We start from the raw sequence: 18,515 nt of genomic DNA on the forward strand, positions 1-18,515 counted from the left end.
AGCCCGGGTCGTGCGCGCGCCGGGGAGGCGGGATGCTGATCGGGTGGACATCACCCTGAGCGACGTCAGCCGTCCGGGCCGCCTGGCCGCACCGGACGAGGGCATCAGCGCCGAGGAGCTGGCGCTGGCCGCGCGTAACCACGGCATGCCGCTGGAGGCGCTGCGTTACGACGTGACCCCGGCCGGCCTGCACTACCTGCTGATCCACTACGACATCCCGTACGCCGAGGAGGCGTCGTGGCGGGTCGTGGTCGACGGCCTGGTCGGTACGCCGCTGGAGCTGGACCTGGCGGCGCTGCGCGCGCTACCCCGGCGCACGGTCCGGGTGACCATGGAGTGCGCGGGCAACGGCCGTGCCCGGCTGCTGCCGCGCCCGGTCAGCCAGCCGTGGCTGGTCGAGGCGGTGGGCACGGCGGAGTGGACCGGCGTCGCGCTGCGCGACGTGCTCGCCGCGGCCGGGGTGGACCCGGCGGCGGTCGAGGTCGTGTTCACCGGGGCCGATCACGGCGTGGAGCGCGGGGTCGAGCAGGACTACCAGCGCAGCCTGCCGGTCGGCGAGGCGCTGGGCGAGGACGTGCTGCTGGCGTACGAGATGAACGGCGCGCCGCTGCTGCCGCAGCACGGGTTCCCGCTGCGGCTGGTGGTGCCCGGCTGGTACGGCATGGCCCACGTGAAGTGGCTGCGGCAGATCACGCTCACGGCGACGCCGTTCACCGGGTTCCAACAGGTGGTGGCGTACCGGATGCGGCAGAGCGCGGACGACCCGGGCGAGCCGGTGACCCGGATCGCGCCGCGGGCGCTGCTGGCCCCGCCCGGGTTCCCGGACTTCATGTCGCGGGCGCGGGTGGTGCGTCCCGGGCCGGTGCTGCTGGAAGGCCGGGCCTGGTCGGGCCGGGCGCCGGTCGAGTCGGTCGAGGTCAGCGTGGACGGCGGCGAGACGTGGGCGGCGGCGGAGCTGGCGCCGGCCGACGGGCACCGGTGGGCGTGGCGGCGCTTCACCTACACCTGGGACGCGGCGCCGGGGCAGCACCTGCTGACGGCCCGCGCTACGGACGCCGAGGGCGGTGTGCAGCCCGTTGACCAGCCCTGGAACCGGGGCGGCTTCGCCAACAACGCGGTCCAGCTCGTCCCCGTCGCCTGCCTGGACTGATCACGGTTGCTCCGCCCCGCCCCGCCCCGCCCCGCCCCGCCCCGCCCCGCTCCGCCATGCCCCGCCGTGCTTGGCCGCGCTTGCCGCGCTTTGCCGTCGATCTTGCACGAACTGTTAGGGATTTGCCCGATAGGGGCGTGTCGTCCCCACAGTTCGTGCAAGATCGACGCCCCGTCGCGCCGGGGCGCGGCGCGGCGCGGCGGGCGGGGTGTCGCGTGGGGTGGGGTCAGGGGTGGGAGGGCCACCAGGTGCGGGGGCCGGTGTGGTGGATCAGGGCGGGGACGAGGAGGGTGCGGACCACGAAGGTGTCCAGGAGGACGCCCAGGCCGACGAGGATGCCGACCTGCATCATGAAGACGATCGGCATCAGGGACAGGACCGCGAAGGTGGCGGCCAGGACGACGCCGGCGCTGGTGATGACGCCGCCGGTGACGGCGAGCGCGTGGGACATGCCCTGGTGGTGGCCGAGTGCGGCGCGCTCCTCGCGGGCCCGGGTCATCAGGAAGATGGTGTAGTCGACGCCCAGCGCGACCAGGAACAGGAAGCCGTGCAGCAGCACGGACCGGTCGATCGCGGGGAAGCCGACGGCGTGGAACACCAGCGCCGAGGCGCCCAGCGCCGCCCCGAACGACAGCAGCACGCTGCCCAGCAGCAGCAACGGCGCGACCAGCGCGCGCAGCAGCACGATCAGCACGCCGAGCACCACCACCAGGATCAGCGGGATGATGAGGCGCAGGTCGGCGTCCATGGTGGTGTTCTGGTCGAGTTCCTGCGCGGTAGCGCCGCCGACCAGTGCGGACGGGTCGGCCTCGCGGGCCGTCTCGCGCAGCCGCAGCACGGTCTGCTCGGCCCCGTCGCTGGACGGCGGGTCGGCCAGCACGATGCGCAGCCGGGTCCAGCCGCCCGCGGCCGACGGTTCGGCCGGGCCGACCTCGGCGACGCCGGGCAGCGCGCGTACGGCGGCCGCGACCGCGTCGGCATGCCGGGTGTTCGCGTACAGCTCGGTGGGGTCGCCGGATCCGGCGGGGTAGTGCGCGGCGAGCGCCTCGAAGCCGCGTACCGAGTCGGGTTTGCTGGTGAAGGATTCGCTCTGGCGTACGCCGGTGGTGAGGGTGGTGGCGCCGAGGCTGAGCGCGGCCAGCGCGAGCGCGGTGAGGATCCAGATCGGGCGGTGGCGGCGGGCGACGAACGCGGCGGTGCGCGCCCACGGGCCGGGTCTGCGGGCGGGCGCCGGGCCGGTGCGCGCCACGGGGATCAGCGGCCAGAACACGCGGCGTCCGCAGATCACCAGCAGCGCGGGGAGCAGGGTGGTCATGGCCAGCAGGGCGGAGAGGATGCCGAGCGCGGCGACCGGGCCCAGGCCGCGGGTGGAGTTGAGCCCGGCGGCCAGCAGCGTGAGCAGGGCGAGGATCACCGTGACGGCGGACGCGATGATCGCGGGCAGGCTGTGCCGGAGCGCCAGGCGCATGGCGTGGCGGTGGTCGGCGTGCCGGGTCAGCTCCTCGCGGTAGCGGGAGATCAGCAGCAGCGCGTAGTCGGTGCCCGCGCCGAACACGAGCACGGTGAGGATGCCCGCGCTGGCCCCGTTGACGACCAGGCCGAGGTGTTCGGCCCCGAGCTGCACCAGCCATTCGGCGAGGCGGCTGGCCACGCCGACGGCGAACAGCGGGATCAGCAGCAGCACCGGGCTGCGGTAGGTGAGCAGCAGCAGGACGGCGACCACGCCGACGGTGACGGCCAGCAGCGTGGTGTCGAGGGAGTCGAACGCGGCGTCGAAGTCGGCCCCGGCGGCCGGGCCGCCGGTCACCCAGGCGCCCAGCCCGGCCGGGAGGCCGTCGGCCTGCGCTTGGCGTACCTGCGCCAGCACCGGCCCGATCGCCTCCTCGGCCGCCTGCGCCGGGCTCAGCGGCACGGCGAGCAGCAGGGCGGCCCCGTCCCGCGACGGGACCGGCTCCGGGACCGGTCCCGCGGCCAGGGCGGCGAGCGCGGTGGCGTCGGCGGTCGCGGCGGCGCGGTCGGCGTCGGTCAGGCCGCCGTCGCGGGCGTACACCAGCAGGAGCTGGTCGGGTTCGGCGGCGGGGAACTCGGCGGTGGCCAGTTCCAGCGCGCGGGTGGACTCGGCGGCGGCGGGCAGCCAGGAGCTGACGTCGTTGGTCTCCACCTCGCCGAGGTTCGTGAACATGACGGCGCAGACGGCCACGAGCAGCCAGCCGGTCAGCAGGGACCAGGCGGTGCGGCGGCCGGCGGGCGCGGTGGAGATCCGCTGCCAGACGGTGGGCATGGAACGGCCTTCCTCTACGGGTCGCAGGACCCGCACAGGCTCTCCGCCGAACTCCGTCGCGCGCGTCACCTCCCGTGCGTATCCACCCGTACGCACCCGCGCGGCCCCCGCCCGCCGCGTCGCGCCGCAAGATCGCTCAACTTGCCTGGCACTTGGGCGAAAGCGCGCTCAAGATACGCCCACCTGCCCGGCAAGTCGGGTGATCTTCACCGGGGGAGGGGTACGCCGGACTGGTAGGCGATGACTACGAGCTGGGCGCGGTCGCGGGCGCCGAGTTTGATCAGGGCGCGGCTGACGTGGGTGCGCACCGTGGCGGGGCTGACCACCAGACCGGCCGCGATCTCGTCGTTGGACAGGCCGGTGGCGACCCAGCCGACGATCTCCCGCTCCCGCTCGGTGAGCAGATGCAGATCAGGGTGTACGCGCAGCGGCGGTGCCGCGCCGGGCGCCGCGCCGAACCGCTCGATCACCCGGCGGGTGACCGCGGGCGACAGCAGCGAGTCGCCGGCGGCCACCACCCGGATCGCGCGCAGCAGCTCGGCGGGCTCGGCGTCCTTGGTGAGGAAACCGGAGGCACCTGCCCGCAGCGCCTCGAAGACGTACTCGTCCAGCTCGAACGTGGTGAGCACGATGACGCGGGTGGGCCCGTCGAGGCGGCGCAGCACCTCCAGCCCGTCCAGCCGCGGCATGCGGATGTCGAGCAGCAGCACGTTCGGCCGCCGGGCGGCGACCAGGTCGAGCGCGGCGGCGCCGTCCTCGGCCTCGCCGACCAGCTCCAGGTCGGGTTCGCAGTCGATGAGCGTACGCATGGCCAGCCGCAGCAGCGCCTGGTCGTCGGCGAGCGCGACCCGGATCATGCGAGCGCCCCGTCCGCTGTGGCCGAGCATGCGAGTTCGGCGGCGGGTTCGGCGGGGCAGGGGAGTGCGGCGTGGACCTGGAAGCCGCCGCCGGGCAGCGGTGCGGCGGCCAGCGTGCCGGACAGGGCGCGGGCGCGCTCGCGCATGCTGTCGAGGCCGGAGCCGCCGGGCTGGGGCGCGCCGCCGCGGCCGTCGTCGGTGACGGTCAGCTCGACGCCGTCCGGGGTGTAGGCGAGCATCACCGTGGCCCGGCGCGCCCCGGCGTGGCGCAGCACGTTGGTCAGCGCCTCCTGGGCGATGCGGAAGGCGGCCAGGTCGGCGGCGGGCGGCACGGGCCGGGCCGTTCCGGTGACGGCCAGCTCGACCGCGAGCCGCTCGGAGCGGGTGGCCGCGACCAGGCCGGGCAGCAGGGTGAGCCCGGCTGCGGGCCGGTCGGGCGCGCCGACCGCGCCGGTGAACGTGGACAGGGCGACCCGCAGCTCGTCCAGGGCGGCGGTGCTGGTCTGCCGGATGGCCCGCAGCGATTCCTCGACCTGCGGCGCGCCCGGCCGGCGGCTGAGCACGTGCAGCGCGGCGCCGGCGTTCATGCTGATCACGGCGAGGCTGTGCCCGACGACGTCGTGCACCTCCTGGGCCATGCGCAGGCGCTCCTCGTACGCGTGGCGGCGGCGCTCCTCGACGAGCGTCTGCTCCAGGCCCTCGCGCCGCAGCCGCACCGCGATGCCGGTGACCAGCGGGGTGGCCAGCCAGAACGAGGTGGTGACCAGGTTGAAGAACAGCCCGTCCGGCTCCCGTTCGACCCAGGCGCTCAGGCACAGGTAGCAGACGATCATGGCGGCGGTCACCGGCACGGCGTGGCGCGCGGGCCGCCAGGCGGCCAGGGCGTACACCGCGAACATGACGTACGCGAAGACGGGGCCGTACGGGTACCCGGCGTGGATGAACACGACGACCACGGCGAACGTGACCAGGCAGGTCAGCACGGGCGACCGGCGGCGCACCCCGAGCGCGAGCGCGCCCGTGGCCAGCAGCGCGAAGGCGGTGACGTCCAGGTGCAGGCGCTCCGGCTGCTCGCCCTGCGTCGGCAGGGAGCCCGCGACGACGGCCGCCCCGACGACCAGCGCGAGGACGGCGTCGTACAGGCGGGGGCGGGCGGTGAGCCGGTGGAGCAGGTGCACAGGCCGAGGGTACGGAACGGGCTGCTCGGGCCGCATCCGCGCGTGGGCGTACGCACGGCTGCGTACGCCCACGCGCGTCCGGCCTCCCGGGCAAAGCAGCCTTCTTGCAGGGCAAACGGGTCGTTTTGCCGCTAACCGACCACCGGGCACCCGAGACTGGGAACGAGCCGACCGAGGAGGGGTTGCCATGGGAACGTGCGAGGTCTGCAAGAACGACTACTGGTTGTCGTTCGAGGTGCACACGGCGGGCGGGGCGGTGCACGTGTTCGACTCGTTCGAGTGCGCCGTGCAGATGCTGGCGCCGGTCTGCGAGCACTGCGCTTGCAAGATCATCGGGCATGGGGTGGAGGTGTCCGGGCACTTCTACTGCTGTGCGCACTGCGCCCGCTCCGCCGATGCGCGGGAGGGCTTCAAGATCCGGGACGCGGTGGGCGTACACCCCGGGTGAGATCGTCTGAGGCGCCTTTATTTACCGGACGAACCGGTCGTGAAGGCGCCTTCAGTGTGTGAAAGTGCAGGTAACGGGCGTGCGCTACCGCCGGGTGGCGGATGTTTCGGCTGCCGCGGTGCCGGAAAGTTGAGGGCACCACGACGAGGTGGGACCACGACGAGCCGAAGCAGGGAGATGAGTATGTACGTCACCGCGGACCACGCGCTGTGCCTGATCGATCAGGCTGTCGCGGCCGGCGAGGACCACCACGGCTCGCTGCGCTCGGCGATCCGCGAGGCGTTCGCCAGCAACGCCCCCGTCGAGCACATCGCCACCCGTGCCCGCACCTCGATCGCGGACGTGCTGAGCGTCGTCAACGAGATGTACGCCCCGGCCTTCTAGACCACACCCGCACCCATCCCATCCCCACCCATCCCCTCCCCATGGCGGCGCCGCCTGGGACATGCCCGGACATCGGGCGTCGTCCCCGGGCGGCGTCCGTTTTTCCAGCCTCAGACGGGTGCGGACCGGTCGGCCGGCGGGGTGGGTCAGCGGGTTAAGAAGGGCACCTTCTTCTACGCATAGCGTTAAGAAGGTGCCCTTCCTTTCAGGTCCAGAGGGTGCGGAGGGGGAGGTACTTGGCGCCGGTCATGATGCGCGGGTCGTAGGTCTGGACGCCGTCGGCGACGCGCAGGTCGGTGGTGCGGCGGAGCAGGATCTCCATGGCGATGCGGCCCTCCAGGCGGGCGAGCGGGGCGCCGATGCAGAAGTGGATGCCGTGGCCGAAGCTCAGGTGCGGGTTGGGGCTGCGGTCGATGTGGAAGGCGTCGGGCTCGACGAACTGGGCGCCGTCCCGGTTGCCGGAGGCCAGCCAGAGCATGAGCACCTTGCCCGCGGGCACCAGGCGCTGGGCCACGGTGGTGTCGGTGGTGGTGAGCCGGGCCAGGCGCGGGAACGGCGAGCGGTAGCGCAGCACCTCCTCCAGCGCGGCCGGGATGCGGCCGGGGTCGCCGCGCAGCGCCGCGGCGGCCAGCGGGTGCTCGTCCAGGCACAGCACGGTGTTGGTGAGCAGCGTGGTGGTGGTGATGTGCCCGGCGATGAGCAGCACCCCGAGGAAGCCGACGATCTCCTCGTCGGTCAGCTTCTCGCCGTCGACCTCGGCCTGGATGAGCGCGTTGGTCAGGTCGTCGGCGGGGTGGGCGCGCCGGTCGCGGATGTGCGCCAGCAGGTAGTCGATCATGTCGCGGAACCGGGCCCCGGCCTGCTGCATCATCTTCTCGTCGGGGATGACGGTGTCCGGGACCTGCGCGTCGAGCAGCCCGTCGGCCCAGCGGCGGAACCGGTCGCGGTCGTCGGCGGGGACCCCGATCAGCTCGGCGATCACGGTCACCGGCAGCGGGTACGCCAGCGCCTGCACCAGGTCGAACTCGCCCTGGCCGGCGACGTCGTCGAGCAGCCGGTTGGTGATGCCGGCGATGCGCGGCGCCAGCTCGGCGACCACGCGCGGGGTGAAGGCCTTGCTGACCAGGCGGCGCATCTTGGTGTGCTTCGGCGGGTCCATGCGCACGAAGTTGCCGCGGCTGAACAGCTCGATCTCCTCCTGCTTCGGGATCAGCCCGGTCAGGTCGGAGGAGAAGGTCACCGGGTCGGAGAGCACCTTCTCGATGTCGGCGTACCGGAAGACGTGGTAGGCGCCGTAGTGCTCGTCCCAGCTGACCGGGTCGGCCTCGCGCATGTGCCGGAACCAGTCGAGCACCTCCGGTAGCTGTGCGGTCTGGTCGGCGAATCCCGTACCCCTGCTCGTCGTCACCACGACGGTCACCCCCTGTAGGTAAGTTGTCATCCTATCGCCGGATGATGGCGATTTGACGGTTATCGCATTTCTCCCCGGCTGACGCATTCGTCGCCGGGTCCGGCCGTCCTTACCATTTGTCAACCTCGATGTGAAACCTGTCTTGTTCAGGACAATCGGTTGACGCTCCAAAAGAGATGATCGTGGGATGTAAAGACCGGATCCGTCGCCAAATACCGTCCGTGTGGTCATTGATCACCCCTTGTTATATCGGCATGTTTCGTCGTACGATCGGCCGTCTGGCGCTGGGGGAAGCGCTTGAGCAGCAACGATTTCAAGTAGACGAAAAAGGACTCAGCGGACTCGCCGGGGCGAGGGGGGCGCATGAATCCGTACATCCGAAGAGGACGATCGGCGGCCGCTGCCGTCGCGCTGGCGGCGCTCCTGTCGTCGGCCCTGCTCGGCTGCTCCAGCGAGGTGCCCGAGCCGCAGGCGGCGCCGAGCCGCCCGCCGGCCGCCAAGCCGTCGCCGGGCCCGTCGCTCAGCGCCGACGAGCAGCGCTCGGTCGACGCGGCGTGGACGGGCTTCCTCAAGCTCAACAGCATCTACCTCGCCGCCGGCCAGACCGGGAAGTACGACTGGAACGCCGACGCCACCCGGCGGCCGATGTACCCGTACGCGGGCGGCCGCTACATGGCGCTGCTGGAACGCGACCTGGACCTGATGGCCGAGCAGGGGCTGGTCCGCACCGGCCGCCCCACCGTCACGCTGCGCCGGGTGGTCTCGGTCAGCGTCACCTCGATAGTCGTGGAGGCCTGTGTGGACGACGCCGCCGTCGACACCGTCGACCGCAAGACCCGCAAATCCGTGGCCGCGCCCGGCCAGAACCACCGCTACCCGGTGACCCTGCGCGCCGGGCTCTACCCCGACGGCGCCTGGCGCTGGGTGGACTCGCACACCGACCGGGCGGCGTCATGCTGACCCGGCGCGCGCTGACCCGGCTGCTCGGCGGTCTCGCCACGGCCGCCGTCACGCTGACCCTGACCCTGGTCGTCGCGCCGAGCCCGGCGCACGCCGACTACATCTACTGCCCGCCCAACAACGGTCCCTGCATCGTCGTCGTCACCGGCGGGGGTGGCGGCGGCGGAGGCGGCGGGGGTGGTGGCGGCGGGGGCGGCGGCTCGGCGACCTGCGAGCACGAGAGCCTCGGCGTCATCGCCTGCTACCGGCCGGGCATGGGCTGGTTCAACCACGTGGACAGCTGCTACTACAACCGGCTGTCGCTGTCCGACGACGATCCCGTGTGGGGCGGCCACGACCCGGGCAACGGCTTCATGTACGCGGTCTGGTGCTGGGGCGGCCTGTCCGCGGGCTGGCAGCAGGGCACCACGCGCTACCTGACCAGCCCGCCCCCGGGATACGGCGGGATGCCCTCACCCATGGAGCTGGCCGCGCGGGCCATCAGCCAGCTGCCCATCACCGGCCCGGACATCCGGACCGCACCCGCCGCGACCGGGGTGGGCCTGGTCGGCCTGCCGGTGTGGATGTGGACGCCGCGCACGGCGCGCACCTGGGGGCCGATCTCGCGGACCGTCTCGGTGCCCGGCCTGTCGGTGACCGCGACCGCGCGGGCCGTGGAGATCCGCTGGCACATGGGCGACGGCCGCACCGTGGTGTGCCGCTCCCCGGGCACGGCCTACCGCCCGGAGTTCGGCAACCGCACGTCGTCCTGCGGCCACAAGTACACCCAGCCCTCGCGCGACCGGTCCGGCGGCAAGTACCGGATCACCGCCGAGACGCTGTGGCGGGTGACCTGGTCCGGTGGCGGGCAGTCCGGCGTGCTGAACCGGCCGCGCGAGTCCGGGCCGGTCTTCCTGCAGATCGACGAGCTGCAGGTGGTCAACTCATGAGCGGTCGGCACCCGGTCCCGGCTCCTCATGACCAGCAACACGGCGAGGAGAAGGCATGAGCACGACCGCACCCCCGAGGGCACTGCCCGCCGTCCCGATCGCGGTGCCGCGCACCGCGCCCCGCCGCCGCTCGGTGGCCCAGGGCGCGCTGGCCGCGGTGCTCATCATCGTGGGCGCGCTGACCGCCGCGTACGTGGCCCAGCGCATCGGCAGCACGCACGACTTCCTCGCGGTGGCGCGCCCGGTCGGCAAGGGCGCCGAGATCACCCGTGCGGACCTGGTGGTGGTACGGGTGAACGAGGCGGTCGGGCTGCGCCCGGTCGCGGCCCGCGACTCCGGCGACGTGATCGGCAAGCGCGCGGTGATGGCGCTGGTGCCCGGCACCCTCATCACGCTGGAGCAGGTCACCGACACGCCCGTGCCCGCGCCCGGTCACCAGCTGATCGGCCTGGCGCTGGGCGAGGACCGCATGCCGTCGGCGTCGCGGCTCACCGTGGGGGCCAAGGTGCTGCTGGTGGTCGTGCCGAAGAAGGGCGCCGACGACAAGGCGGAGGAGGGCGTGCAGGGGCCCGACCTGGTGCCGCCGCGGACCATCACCGCGACCATCATCAGCATCTCGCCCGGCACCCGCTCCGGCCAGACGGTGATCGACGTCGAGGTGGCCACGGTGGACGCGCCGACGGTGGCCGCGCTGGCCGCCGACGACCGCGTCGTGCTCTCCCTCGACGGCTCGTGAGCGGGCCGCGATGACGCTGATCGCGATGATCTCCGCGAAGGGCTCGCCCGGGGTGTCCACGGCGGCGCTGGCCTTCACGCTGACCTGGCCCGCGCCGGTGCTGCTGGCCGAGTGCGACCCGGCCGGCGGCGACCTGCTGGCCGGTTACCTGGCCCGCTACGAGCTGCCGCCGGACCGGGGCGTGCTGCCGCTGGCCTCCTCGGCGCTGCGCGGCACCGCCGACCAGGACCTGACCGGCAACCTGATCGACCTGGACGCGCCCCGCCAGCAGCGGATGGCGCTGCCAGGGCTGACCGAGCCCGCGCAGAGCGCCTCGCTGAACCTGGCCTGGACCGCGCTGGGCGAGTTCTTCTCGCGGATGACGACGCGCACGGTGCTGGCCGACTGCGGGCGGCTGGCCGCGGCGCATCCGCCCTGGTCGCTGCTGGCCCAGGCGGACCTGGTGTTGCTGACGCTGCGCGCGCACTCGCTGCGTACCGTCTCGCCCGCGGTCTCGGCCCTGTCGGCGCTGCGGCGCCAGCTGCCCGAGGGCTTCGTCCAGCAGCACGTCGGCCTGCTGCTCATCGGCGGCGGCATCGCCTCCCGCGAGATCTCCCGGCACCTGGGCGCGCCGGTGGTGGCGAGCCTGCCGTGGGACCCGCAGACCGCCGCCGCGCTGTGCGGCGACGGCCGGGGACGCCGCCGGGCCCCGCTGATGCGCCACGGCGCGGCCGCGTACGACGCGGTGACCGAGCGGATCGCGGCCCAGCGCATGGACAGCGCCCTGTCGCGCCGCGACACCGAGCAGCTGCCGGTGACGCTGTGACCGCGCCCCGGTTCGTGCCGATCCCGCCCGAGGCGGCCGCCGCGCCGCGGGTCAACGGGCACGCGCGGGTCGCGTACCCGGCACCGCCCGCGCCGCACGCCGCCCCGGTGCCGGTCGACTACGCGGTGGTCCGCCAGCTGCAGGCCCGGGTCACCGAGACGCTGACCCGCATCCTCGCCGACTCGGCCAACGTGACCGCCGCGCACCGGCGCGAGACCGCCGCCCGGATCGGCCGCGAGGTCATGGCCGACTACGTGGTGGCGATGGCGCACGCGGGCCAGCCGGTGAGCCCGGCGGCCGAGCAGGCGCTGCTCGACGCGGTGGTGGCGGGCATGTTCGGGGCCGGGCGGCTGCAGCGGCTGCTGGACGACCCGAAGATCACCAACGTGCACATCATCGGCTGCGACCAGGTGCTGCTGCACCACGCCGACGGCAGCCGCAGCCGGGGCGAGCCGGTGGCCGACTCCGACGACGAGCTGATCGGCATGCTGCAGGTGCTGGCGATGCGGGTGGCGGCGACCGAGCGCCAGCTCTCGGAGTCCAATCCCGAGCTGGACATGCAGCTGCCCGACGGCTCCCGGATGACGGTGCTCTACAAGGTGTCGCCGCGCCCGGTGGTGTACATCCGCAAGCACAGCCTGTTCACGGCGACGCTGGAGGAGCTGCGCGACCGCTGGGGCATGATCGACCTGCTGCTCTACCGGTTCCTGACCAAGGCGCTGGACGCCGGGGCGAACATCATGATCGCCGGGCTGGCCGCGTCCGGGAAGACCACGCTGCTGCGGGCGCTGGCGCGCACCATCCCGGCCGGGGAGCCGTACATCACCCTGGAGGAGTCCCGGGAGCTGGGCCTGCACGAGACGGTGCACCCCGGCGACGAGAACTGGGTGATCAGCCTGGAGTCCCTGCAGGGGCACGGGGAGTACGACGCCAACGGCAAGCGGCGCGGCGAGAAGACGCTGCACGACATGATGCCGATCACGCAGCGGCTGGGCGTGCGCCGGGTGATCGTCGGCGAGACCCGCGGCCGGGAAATCGTGCCGATGCTGCGCGCGATGACGGTCAGCCGGGGCGCGATGTGCACCATCCACTCCCGCCAGGCGCGCGAGGTGATGGACTCGATCGTGCAGCTGGCCTGCTCGTACGGCAACGACATCGGCGCCGAGCAGGCGCTGCGGATGGCGGCGCAGGGCATCGACCTGATCGTCTACACCTCGGTGGTGGACGAGCGCGCCATCGGCGGCGGCGAGCACCGCTTCGTCTCGCACGTCATCGAGGTGGGCGGCATGCGCGACGGCCGGGTCGTCACCACCACTGTGTTCGGGCCCGGCGCGGACGGCCGCGCGGTGCCCCGGCACCTGCCCGAGCGCATCCGCGAGGACCTGATGGACGTGGGCTACGACCCGCGCGAGCTGATCGCGTACATCGAGGCGGGCCCGCACAACCGGGGCTCGTGGACGCGGGAGCTGCACACCAAGCGGGTGCGCTCGTGATCCAGATCCTGGCGGCGCTGGCCGCGCTGGCCGCGGGCGCCGGCATCGTGCTGGCGGTCATGTTCGCGGTCGGCACGACCCGCCCGGCCCCGCCCCGCTCGGCGTTCTGGGCGGCGCTGCGCCGGATGTGGCAGGGCCAGGGGCGCACGGTGCGGCAGCGGCGCACCCGGCAGAGCGTGCTGATCCTGGCGGTGGTCGCCGGGGCGGCCGCCTGGCTGGTCACCGGCTGGCCGGTGGGCGGCATCATCGTGGCGCTGGCCATCCCGGGCGTGCCGTGGCTGTTCGCCGCCGCCACCGCGGAGAAGCGGGCGCTGGCCCGGCTGAGCGCGCTGGAGGCGTGGACCCGGCGGGTGGGCGACTACGTGCGCAACGGCATCGGCCTGCAGGCCGCGATCGTGGCCAGCGCGCGCACCGCGCCGCCGCTGCTCGCGCCCGAGGTGCGCACGCTCGCCGCCCGGTTGCAGGCGGGCACCGGCCTGGAGGCGGCGCTACGGCTGTTCGCCGACGAGATCGGCGACCACAGCAGCGACGAGGTGGTGGCGCCGCTCATCATGCAGTCGGCCGACGGCGGCGAGGGCCTCTACCACGCGCTGCTGGACATCGCGAACGGCCTGGCCGAGGAGATCGTGGCGCGGGCGACGGTGGACAGCGAGCGGTCGTCGGCCCGGTTCACCGTGCGCTTCCTGACCGGCACCACGGTGGCGCTGCTCGCCTTCGGCGCGCTGAACTCCGGCTACGCCGCGCCGTACCGTACCCCGCTGGGCCAGGTGATCCTCGCCGTGCTGGCGGCCTTCTACGTGTTCCTGATGCTGTGGATCCGGGGCCTGACGCTGCCCGACCGCATGCCGCGCCTGCTGAGCGCGCAGCGGCGGCAGAGCCGGGCGCCGGAGCGGGCCGAGGCGGTGACGCCGTGACCGTGTTCGCCGGCAACCTGTGGCTCGCGCTGGCCGTCGCGGGCGGCGCCCTGGCCGGGTACGGGGTGTACCTGCTGGCCGCGCTGTTCGTGCCGGCCACCCCGGCGCTTGGCCCGGCGCTGCGGCGGCTGCACCCGACGCTGGCCGCCGACCATCCGGCCGCCGAGCTGCGGGCCGCCGAGGCCGCGGCGGCGCGGGGCGACTGGTACGAGCGGCTCCGGCTGCCCGCCGCCGACCTGGCCATCCTGGACCGGACCGCGCAGGGTCACGTCATGAGCGTGGCGCTGTCGGCGCTGCTGGGACTGTCGATCCCGGTGCTGGCGACGGTGCTGGCGCTGGTCTTCCGGGTCAGCCTGCCGCCCAGCGTGCCGGTCGCCGCGACGCTGCTGTTCGGCCTGGGCTCGGGCGCGCTGGCGCACTACGACATGCGCTCGCGGGCGCGGCTGGCGCGCAAGGAGTTCGCCCGGGCGCTGTGCACGTACGCCACGCTCACCGCGCACCAGGTGCGCTCCGGGCACGGCGCGGTGGAGGCGATGGAGCGCTCGGCGAACATCTGCGACGGCTGGCCGTACACCCGGCTGCGCACCGCGCTGCTCACCGCGCAGCTGCAGATGCGGCCGCCGTGGGACGAGCTGAAGGCGCTGGCGGAGCGCATCGGCGTGGTGGAGCTGACCGGCTTCGCCGACATCATGCGCAGCGCCGGCAACGACGGCGCGCAGGTGTACCAGACGCTGCGCGCCCAGGCGGCGTCGCTGCGCGACCAGATCCGGGTGGCGGCGCTGGAGACCGCGAAGACCAGGACGTCCAAACTCGACATCCCGTCCACCATGATGATCTTGATTCTGCTCGTCCTCGTCGGATACCCCCTGATGACGAGCCTGTTCAGTCAGAACTAGAGAGGAGTTGCGATGTCCCTGAAGGTCTACACGGCGCTGGCGGCGCGGCTGCGGGTGCTCACCGATCCTGCTCTGCGCGATCGCGGCGAGGGCCCCATCCCGCACGTCGTCATGATCGCGATGATGGCCGCCGCCGCCATCACCATCGGCGGCCTGATCCTCGCCGTCGGTGAGGACTGGGTCGACCTGATTCCCGACTCGATGCCGTAGGCGGTGCAGGTGGACACGACCGCGATCGCCGGCCGGCCCGCGACGGGCCGGCCGGCGGCGCGCCGTGCGCGCGACCGGGGGGCGGGCACCGTCGAGATGGCGATCATCGCGCTGCCCCTGCTCATCTTCACGTTCCTGGTGGTGCAGGCGGCGCTGGTGTTCTACGCCCGCTCGATCGCGCTCGGCGCGGCCACCCAGGGCGCCAACGCGGCACGGGTGTACGGCAGCCCGGCCGGCACCGGCGAGTCGAACGCCCGCGACTTCCTGGAGCGGATCGGGGTCGGGCTGGAGGACCCGGTGATCAACGTGCGCACCGGCGCCGAGAGCGTCACCGTGACCGTCACCGGCCGGGCGACGAGCATTCTTCCGCTGGTCAGCTTCGACGTGGAGCAGAGCGCCAGCGGGCCCGTGGAGAGGTTCATCCCGTGACGGGCACACCGCGCGACCGGGGGTCGGCCAGCATCGAACTGGCCATCCTCGTCCCCGTCGTGCTCGTGTTCTTCATCGGCGTCATCATCGCCGGGCGCTTCAGCATGGCCCGGCAGGCCACCGAGGCCGCGGCGTACAACGCGGCGCGTACGGCCAGCCTGTCCGGCACCGCCGCGACGGCGGCCAGCCGCGGCCGGGACGCGGCGGCGGCCTCCTTCGCCGCCGAGGGCATCACCTGCCGCACGCTGACCGTGACCGTGGACACCAGGGGCTTCTCCGTCCCGGTGGGTCAGCCCGCCACGGTGACCGTGCGGCTCACCTGCGAAGCGGAGTTCGCCGACATCGCGCTGCCGGGCATGCCGGGCAGCGCGCGGCTCACCTCCGAGTTCACCAGCCCGCTCGACACCTACCGGAGCCGGACATGATCAGGGACGACCGCGGCAAGGTCACCATCTTCGTGGCGATCATCGCGCCCGCCTGGATCGCCATGCTGGGCCTGGTCATCGTCGGCGGCGGGCGGGTACGCGCGTACCAGCGAGCCGACAACGTGGCCGCCGAGGCCGCCCGCACCGCCGGGCAGGCCATCGCCCCGGGCAGCGCCATCCAGGGCGGCCGCAAGGTGATCGACCCGGCCCTGGCCGCCGCGGCCGCCCAGGCGTACCTCAGCGCCGTCGGCGCCACCGGCACCGTGACCGTCTCACCCGACGGCCAGCAGGTCACCGTCGTCGCGACGATCCGCTACGACAACCCGTCCCACCTGGAATTCCTCGACGGTCCCACCTGGACGGCCACCGGCCAGGCGACCGCCACCATCCTCATCGGCTAGACCCCGCGCGGCGACACGGAAAGGGCGGAGACCATGACAGACGTCCGGCGCACCCGGCCCCACTGGACGTTGCGCCTGCTCACCGGGCTGGCGTCGCTGATCGCGCTCACCGCGGTCATCGGCGGCGTGCCGGTGGCGCTGGTGAAGTTCGCGGGCAACCCGCTGCCCCGCCACGTCCCGACCCTCGACGAGCTCGGCACGCTGCTGACCTCGCCCGACAACGGCGACCTGTTCCTGCGGGCGCTGACCATCGCCGGCTGGATCGCCTGGGCGACGTTCACGCTCAGCGTGCTGGTCGAGATCGTCGCGCGGCTGCGCGGGCGCCGCGCGATCCGGCTGCCCGGCCTCGGCCTGCAGCAGCGCGTCGCGGCGGGTCTGGTGGGCGCCCTGGTCGCGGTGTTCGCCGGGGCCAACCTGGCCGCCGCCGCAGCGCTGCCCGCCCCCGCACCGCTGCGCGCCATCGCCAGCGTGCCCGTCGCCGCCGCCCCTGCCGTGGTGCGGGGTGACATCTCGCCGTGGGCCGGGCCCGACACGGCCACCTGGGCCGCGCCGCCGGTCGCCCGCGACACCGCCGTGTGGGCCGCGCCCGCCGCCCCGGTCCTGGCCGCTGCCCCGCCTGCCGCTGCCCCGCCCGCCGCCGTAGCGGGCGTCCCCGTGGCGCGCGCCGCCACCGCCGCGGTCCAGCAGGCCCCCGCCCCGGCCCGCCAGCGCGTCGAGCGCCCGGTGTACGTGGTGAAGAAGGGCGACTACCTCGGCTGCATCGCCGAGCGCTTCACCGGTGACTTCGACCGCTACCACCAGCTCGCCGCGCTGAACCCGAAGCTGATCAAGAACCCGGACCACATCGAGCCCGGCTGGCGGATCGTGCTGCCCGTCGACGCGCACGACCACGGCCCGATCCGCCACGCCACCGGCCGCCTGCTGCTGCCCGCCGTCCCGGAGACGCCGCCCGCGCCCGCCCCGCAGCAGCCCGCGCCCGAGCACCCCACGCCGCCGCCCAGCCCGTCCCCGGTCGCGCCCTCGGCCAGTCCCGTCGCGCCGAGCCCGGCCGCGTCGACCCCGGCCGCGTCGCCGTCCGGGGTGGAGACCCCGCCCGGCGTCGTGGTGCCCGGGGCCGCCCCGCGGCCGGAGATCCCGCTGGACGAGACCGACCCGGGCCTCGGGCAGACCAAAGTGCTCGCCGCGGGCGCCGGGCTGGCCCTGGCCACCGTGCTCGCGGGCCACCTCGTGGTGCGCCGCCGCATCCGCCGCCTGCACCGGCTGCGGGTGGGCCGGCGGCGCGGCGTCGGCGGCCTGCGTACCCCCGTGCGCCAGGCCCGGCCGCCGCGGCACCGCGCCGCCGAGCGGCTCGACGCCGGGCTGCGCCAGCTCACCGCGGGACTGCGCGGGCGGGCGCCGTGGGAGATGCCCGACATCGCCGCGGCCTGGGAGCACGGCGGCGACCTGGCCATCATCCTGGCCGCGCCGTGCGCCGACCCGCCGGAGCCGTTCGACATGCAGTGGCCCAACACCTGGTCGCTGGCCGGTTCGGCCTGGCTGCCGGACCGGGTGGACACCCCGTCGCTGCTGCCCGGCCTGTTGAAGATCGGCGCCTGGCCGCAGGGCGGCGAGCTGTTCGTCGACGGCGAGCGCACCGGCTTGCTGACCCTCTGCGGCGACCCGCAGCGCTGCGACGACCTGCTGCGCTACCTCGCCGCGGAGGCCGCCACGGCAAGCTGGGCGGACGGCGCGGCGGTGACCGTCGCCGGGCTGAGCGGCGCGGACCTGCGCGCGCTCGGCTCGCTCAGCGACCGGGTGCGGGCCAGCTCCTCGGTCAGCGACGCGCTGGCCCGGATCAGCCGCCGGGCCGCGGCCAACGCAGCCGTGCTGCACGACTCGCAGACCGCCGACATGCCCACCGCCCGCGTCAACAACGTCACCGGCGACGCCTGGGGCATCCAGCTGCTGTTCGTCGCCGACCCGTGGGGCGAGCACACCGAGCAGCTGCGCGACCTGGACGCGCTGCTGGCCGACCTCGGCCGGGTCGGCGTGGCGGTGGTCGCGACCCATCCGACCAGCACCCGGTGGTCGGCGACGATCTCCGCCGACGGCGGCGTACACATGTCCTGGCTCGCCGTCACCGACATCACCGCCTGCGACCTGACCAGCGACCGGCTGGCCGCCCACGTGGCGGCGCTGGCGGAGGCGGCGGAGGCGGCGGCCCGGGTCCCGGTGCAGTCGGGCGGCGGGGCGCGGCACCGGCTGCGCTGACCGGCTGTCGGCGATCCGTCCCCCGGTGGACCGGCGGCGCGGGCGGTGACTAGGGTCTGCACGTCCGCGTGTCGACGCAGTTCAGGGGGGATCATGGCCGCCGAGGACCGTGCCTCGAGCCGGTTGCGCGTCGGCGGGTGGATCCAGGACGGCGATCCGGCGCAGACCGGTGGGCCCGTGCCGGACCAGCCGGGTGCGCCCCCGCCGCGGGAACACCCAGGCGAGGGGTACGCGCGGCGCCCCGCTCCCGGCGGCGAGGCCTTCGGCCCGGATGGCCCTGACGGGGACGCTTTCGGGCCTGATCCCGGTCGCGGCCGGGGCGCTTACGGCCCTGGCGCCGGTGGTGAGGCTCCCCGCC

At 74.1% G+C, this 18,515-nt stretch carries 19 protein-coding genes; 15 read left to right on the forward strand and 4 right to left on the reverse strand.

Going from position 1 to position 18,515, the window contains the following annotated elements; translation table 11 throughout:
• The first annotated feature begins 43 nt into the window (after positions 1–43).
• The gene (locus tag Cba03nite_RS22840) at positions 44–1,150 is read left to right on the forward strand and encodes a sulfite oxidase (RefSeq protein ID WP_239125971.1); all 1,107 of its coding nucleotides are present in this window, start codon (positions 44–46) and stop codon (positions 1,148–1,150) included.
• Positions 1,151–1,376: 226 nt separating this feature from the next.
• On the opposite strand, the gene Cba03nite_RS22845 is transcribed toward Cba03nite_RS22840, so the two are convergent.
• The 3 genes from Cba03nite_RS22845 to Cba03nite_RS22855 all read right to left on the reverse strand — a co-directional run bounded on the left by Cba03nite_RS22845 (position 1,377) and on the right by Cba03nite_RS22855 (position 5,466).
• A complete protein-coding gene (locus tag Cba03nite_RS22845; RefSeq protein ID WP_203749816.1) occupies positions 1,377–3,431 on the reverse strand; it encodes an MMPL family transporter in 2,055 nt (684 codons plus the stop codon).
• Positions 3,432–3,637: 206 nt separating this feature from the next.
• Positions 3,638–4,288, reverse strand: coding sequence for a response regulator (locus Cba03nite_RS22850; protein ID WP_203749819.1), 651 nt, complete (start codon positions 4,286–4,288; stop codon positions 3,638–3,640).
• Complete coding sequence (locus Cba03nite_RS22855) at positions 4,285–5,466, reverse strand: sensor histidine kinase (RefSeq protein WP_203749821.1); 1,182 nt, start codon at positions 5,464–5,466, stop codon at positions 4,285–4,287. The genes Cba03nite_RS22850 and Cba03nite_RS22855 overlap by 4 nt, the downstream gene beginning before the upstream one ends.
• Before the next feature lie 187 nt (positions 5,467–5,653).
• On the opposite strand from Cba03nite_RS22855, the gene Cba03nite_RS22860 reads away from it, so the two are divergent.
• Together Cba03nite_RS22860 and Cba03nite_RS22865 are read left to right on the forward strand one after the other, a co-directional pair.
• A complete protein-coding gene (locus tag Cba03nite_RS22860; RefSeq protein WP_203749824.1) occupies positions 5,654–5,914 on the forward strand; it encodes a metallothionein in 261 nt (86 codons plus the stop codon).
• A 183-nt stretch (positions 5,915–6,097) separates the two neighbouring features.
• Entirely contained in the window at positions 6,098–6,298 is a 201-nt protein-coding gene (locus Cba03nite_RS22865) for a hypothetical protein (RefSeq protein ID WP_203749827.1), read from the forward strand.
• A gap of 205 nt (positions 6,299–6,503) precedes the next feature.
• Here Cba03nite_RS22865 and Cba03nite_RS22870 read toward each other — a convergent pair whose 3' ends face one another.
• Positions 6,504–7,718 carry a cytochrome P450 gene (locus Cba03nite_RS22870; RefSeq protein WP_203749830.1) on the reverse strand — a complete coding sequence of 405 codons (1,215 nt, stop codon included), beginning with the start codon at positions 7,716–7,718 and terminating at the stop codon, positions 6,504–6,506.
• A 354-nt stretch (positions 7,719–8,072) separates the two neighbouring features.
• On the opposite strand from Cba03nite_RS22870, the gene Cba03nite_RS22875 reads away from it, so the two are divergent.
• From Cba03nite_RS22875 to Cba03nite_RS40400, 12 genes are read left to right on the forward strand one after another with little or no spacing between them, the layout of a single operon-like run.
• Positions 8,073–8,669 (forward strand): hypothetical protein, encoded by a 597-nt coding sequence (locus Cba03nite_RS22875; protein WP_203749833.1) that lies wholly within the window; start codon positions 8,073–8,075, stop codon positions 8,667–8,669.
• Positions 8,663–9,598: a hypothetical protein gene (locus Cba03nite_RS22880; protein ID WP_203749836.1), complete on the forward strand. Its 936-nt coding sequence runs from the start codon at positions 8,663–8,665 to the stop codon at positions 9,596–9,598. Before Cba03nite_RS22875 ends, Cba03nite_RS22880 begins: the two co-directional genes overlap by 7 nt.
• Positions 9,599–9,653: 55 nt before the next feature.
• Complete coding sequence (locus Cba03nite_RS22885) at positions 9,654–10,334, forward strand: SAF domain-containing protein (RefSeq protein ID WP_203749839.1); 681 nt, start codon at positions 9,654–9,656, stop codon at positions 10,332–10,334.
• Between the two features lie 10 nt (positions 10,335–10,344).
• The gene (locus Cba03nite_RS22890; RefSeq protein ID WP_203749841.1) at positions 10,345–11,139 is read left to right on the forward strand and encodes a CpaE/TadZ family protein; all 795 of its coding nucleotides are present in this window, start codon (positions 10,345–10,347) and stop codon (positions 11,137–11,139) included.
• A complete protein-coding gene (locus Cba03nite_RS22895; RefSeq protein WP_203749844.1) occupies positions 11,136–12,632 on the forward strand; it encodes a TadA family conjugal transfer-associated ATPase in 1,497 nt (498 codons plus the stop codon). The genes Cba03nite_RS22890 and Cba03nite_RS22895 overlap by 4 nt, the downstream gene beginning before the upstream one ends.
• Positions 12,629–13,546: a type II secretion system F family protein gene (locus tag Cba03nite_RS22900; protein WP_203749847.1), complete on the forward strand. Its 918-nt coding sequence runs from the start codon at positions 12,629–12,631 to the stop codon at positions 13,544–13,546. Before Cba03nite_RS22895 ends, Cba03nite_RS22900 begins: the two co-directional genes overlap by 4 nt.
• Complete coding sequence (locus Cba03nite_RS22905; RefSeq protein ID WP_239125957.1) at positions 13,543–14,442, forward strand: type II secretion system F family protein; 900 nt, start codon at positions 13,543–13,545, stop codon at positions 14,440–14,442. Before Cba03nite_RS22900 ends, Cba03nite_RS22905 begins: the two co-directional genes overlap by 4 nt.
• 12 nt (positions 14,443–14,454) lie before the next feature.
• Positions 14,455–14,652, forward strand: coding sequence for a hypothetical protein (locus Cba03nite_RS22910; protein WP_203749850.1), 198 nt, complete (start codon positions 14,455–14,457; stop codon positions 14,650–14,652).
• 9 nt (positions 14,653–14,661) lie between these two features.
• A complete protein-coding gene (locus Cba03nite_RS22915) occupies positions 14,662–15,081 on the forward strand; it encodes a TadE family protein (RefSeq protein ID WP_203749852.1) in 420 nt (139 codons plus the stop codon).
• Positions 15,078–15,506: a TadE family protein gene (locus Cba03nite_RS22920; RefSeq protein ID WP_203749854.1), complete on the forward strand. Its 429-nt coding sequence runs from the start codon at positions 15,078–15,080 to the stop codon at positions 15,504–15,506. The genes Cba03nite_RS22915 and Cba03nite_RS22920 overlap by 4 nt, the downstream gene beginning before the upstream one ends.
• Positions 15,503–15,907: a TadE/TadG family type IV pilus assembly protein gene (locus Cba03nite_RS22925; protein ID WP_203749856.1), complete on the forward strand. Its 405-nt coding sequence runs from the start codon at positions 15,503–15,505 to the stop codon at positions 15,905–15,907. Before Cba03nite_RS22920 ends, Cba03nite_RS22925 begins: the two co-directional genes overlap by 4 nt.
• Positions 15,908–15,940: 33 nt before the next feature.
• Complete coding sequence (locus Cba03nite_RS40400) at positions 15,941–18,157, forward strand: LysM peptidoglycan-binding domain-containing protein (protein WP_203749858.1); 2,217 nt, start codon at positions 15,941–15,943, stop codon at positions 18,155–18,157.
• The last annotated feature ends 358 nt before the right edge of the window (positions 18,158–18,515 follow it).

This window comes from Catellatospora bangladeshensis (assembly GCF_016862575.1).
Lineage (GTDB): Bacteria > Actinomycetota > Actinomycetes > Mycobacteriales > Micromonosporaceae > Catellatospora > Catellatospora bangladeshensis.

What these genes read in the sequence shown, in the direction of transcription:
- Cba03nite_RS22845 (WP_203749816.1), bottom strand. Translation starts at nt 3,431, where the DNA reads ATGCCCACCGTCTGGCAGCGGATCTCCACCGCGCCCGCCGGCCGCCGC.
- Cba03nite_RS22850 (WP_203749819.1), bottom strand. Translation starts at nt 4,288, where the DNA reads ATGATCCGGGTCGCGCTCGCCGACGACCAGGCGCTGCTGCGGCTGGCC.
- Cba03nite_RS22860 (WP_203749824.1), top strand. Translation starts at nt 5,654, where the DNA reads ATGGGAACGTGCGAGGTCTGCAAGAACGACTACTGGTTGTCGTTCGAG.
- Cba03nite_RS22865 (WP_203749827.1), top strand. Translation starts at nt 6,098, where the DNA reads ATGTACGTCACCGCGGACCACGCGCTGTGCCTGATCGATCAGGCTGTC.
- Cba03nite_RS22875 (WP_203749833.1), top strand. Translation starts at nt 8,073, where the DNA reads ATGAATCCGTACATCCGAAGAGGACGATCGGCGGCCGCTGCCGTCGCG.
- Cba03nite_RS22880 (WP_203749836.1), top strand. Translation starts at nt 8,663, where the DNA reads ATGCTGACCCGGCGCGCGCTGACCCGGCTGCTCGGCGGTCTCGCCACG.
- Cba03nite_RS22885 (WP_203749839.1), top strand. Translation starts at nt 9,654, where the DNA reads ATGAGCACGACCGCACCCCCGAGGGCACTGCCCGCCGTCCCGATCGCG.
- Cba03nite_RS22890 (WP_203749841.1), top strand. Translation starts at nt 10,345, where the DNA reads ATGACGCTGATCGCGATGATCTCCGCGAAGGGCTCGCCCGGGGTGTCC.
- Cba03nite_RS22910 (WP_203749850.1), top strand. Translation starts at nt 14,455, where the DNA reads ATGTCCCTGAAGGTCTACACGGCGCTGGCGGCGCGGCTGCGGGTGCTC.
- Cba03nite_RS22925 (WP_203749856.1), top strand. Translation starts at nt 15,503, where the DNA reads ATGATCAGGGACGACCGCGGCAAGGTCACCATCTTCGTGGCGATCATC.
- Cba03nite_RS40400 (WP_203749858.1), top strand. Translation starts at nt 15,941, where the DNA reads ATGACAGACGTCCGGCGCACCCGGCCCCACTGGACGTTGCGCCTGCTC.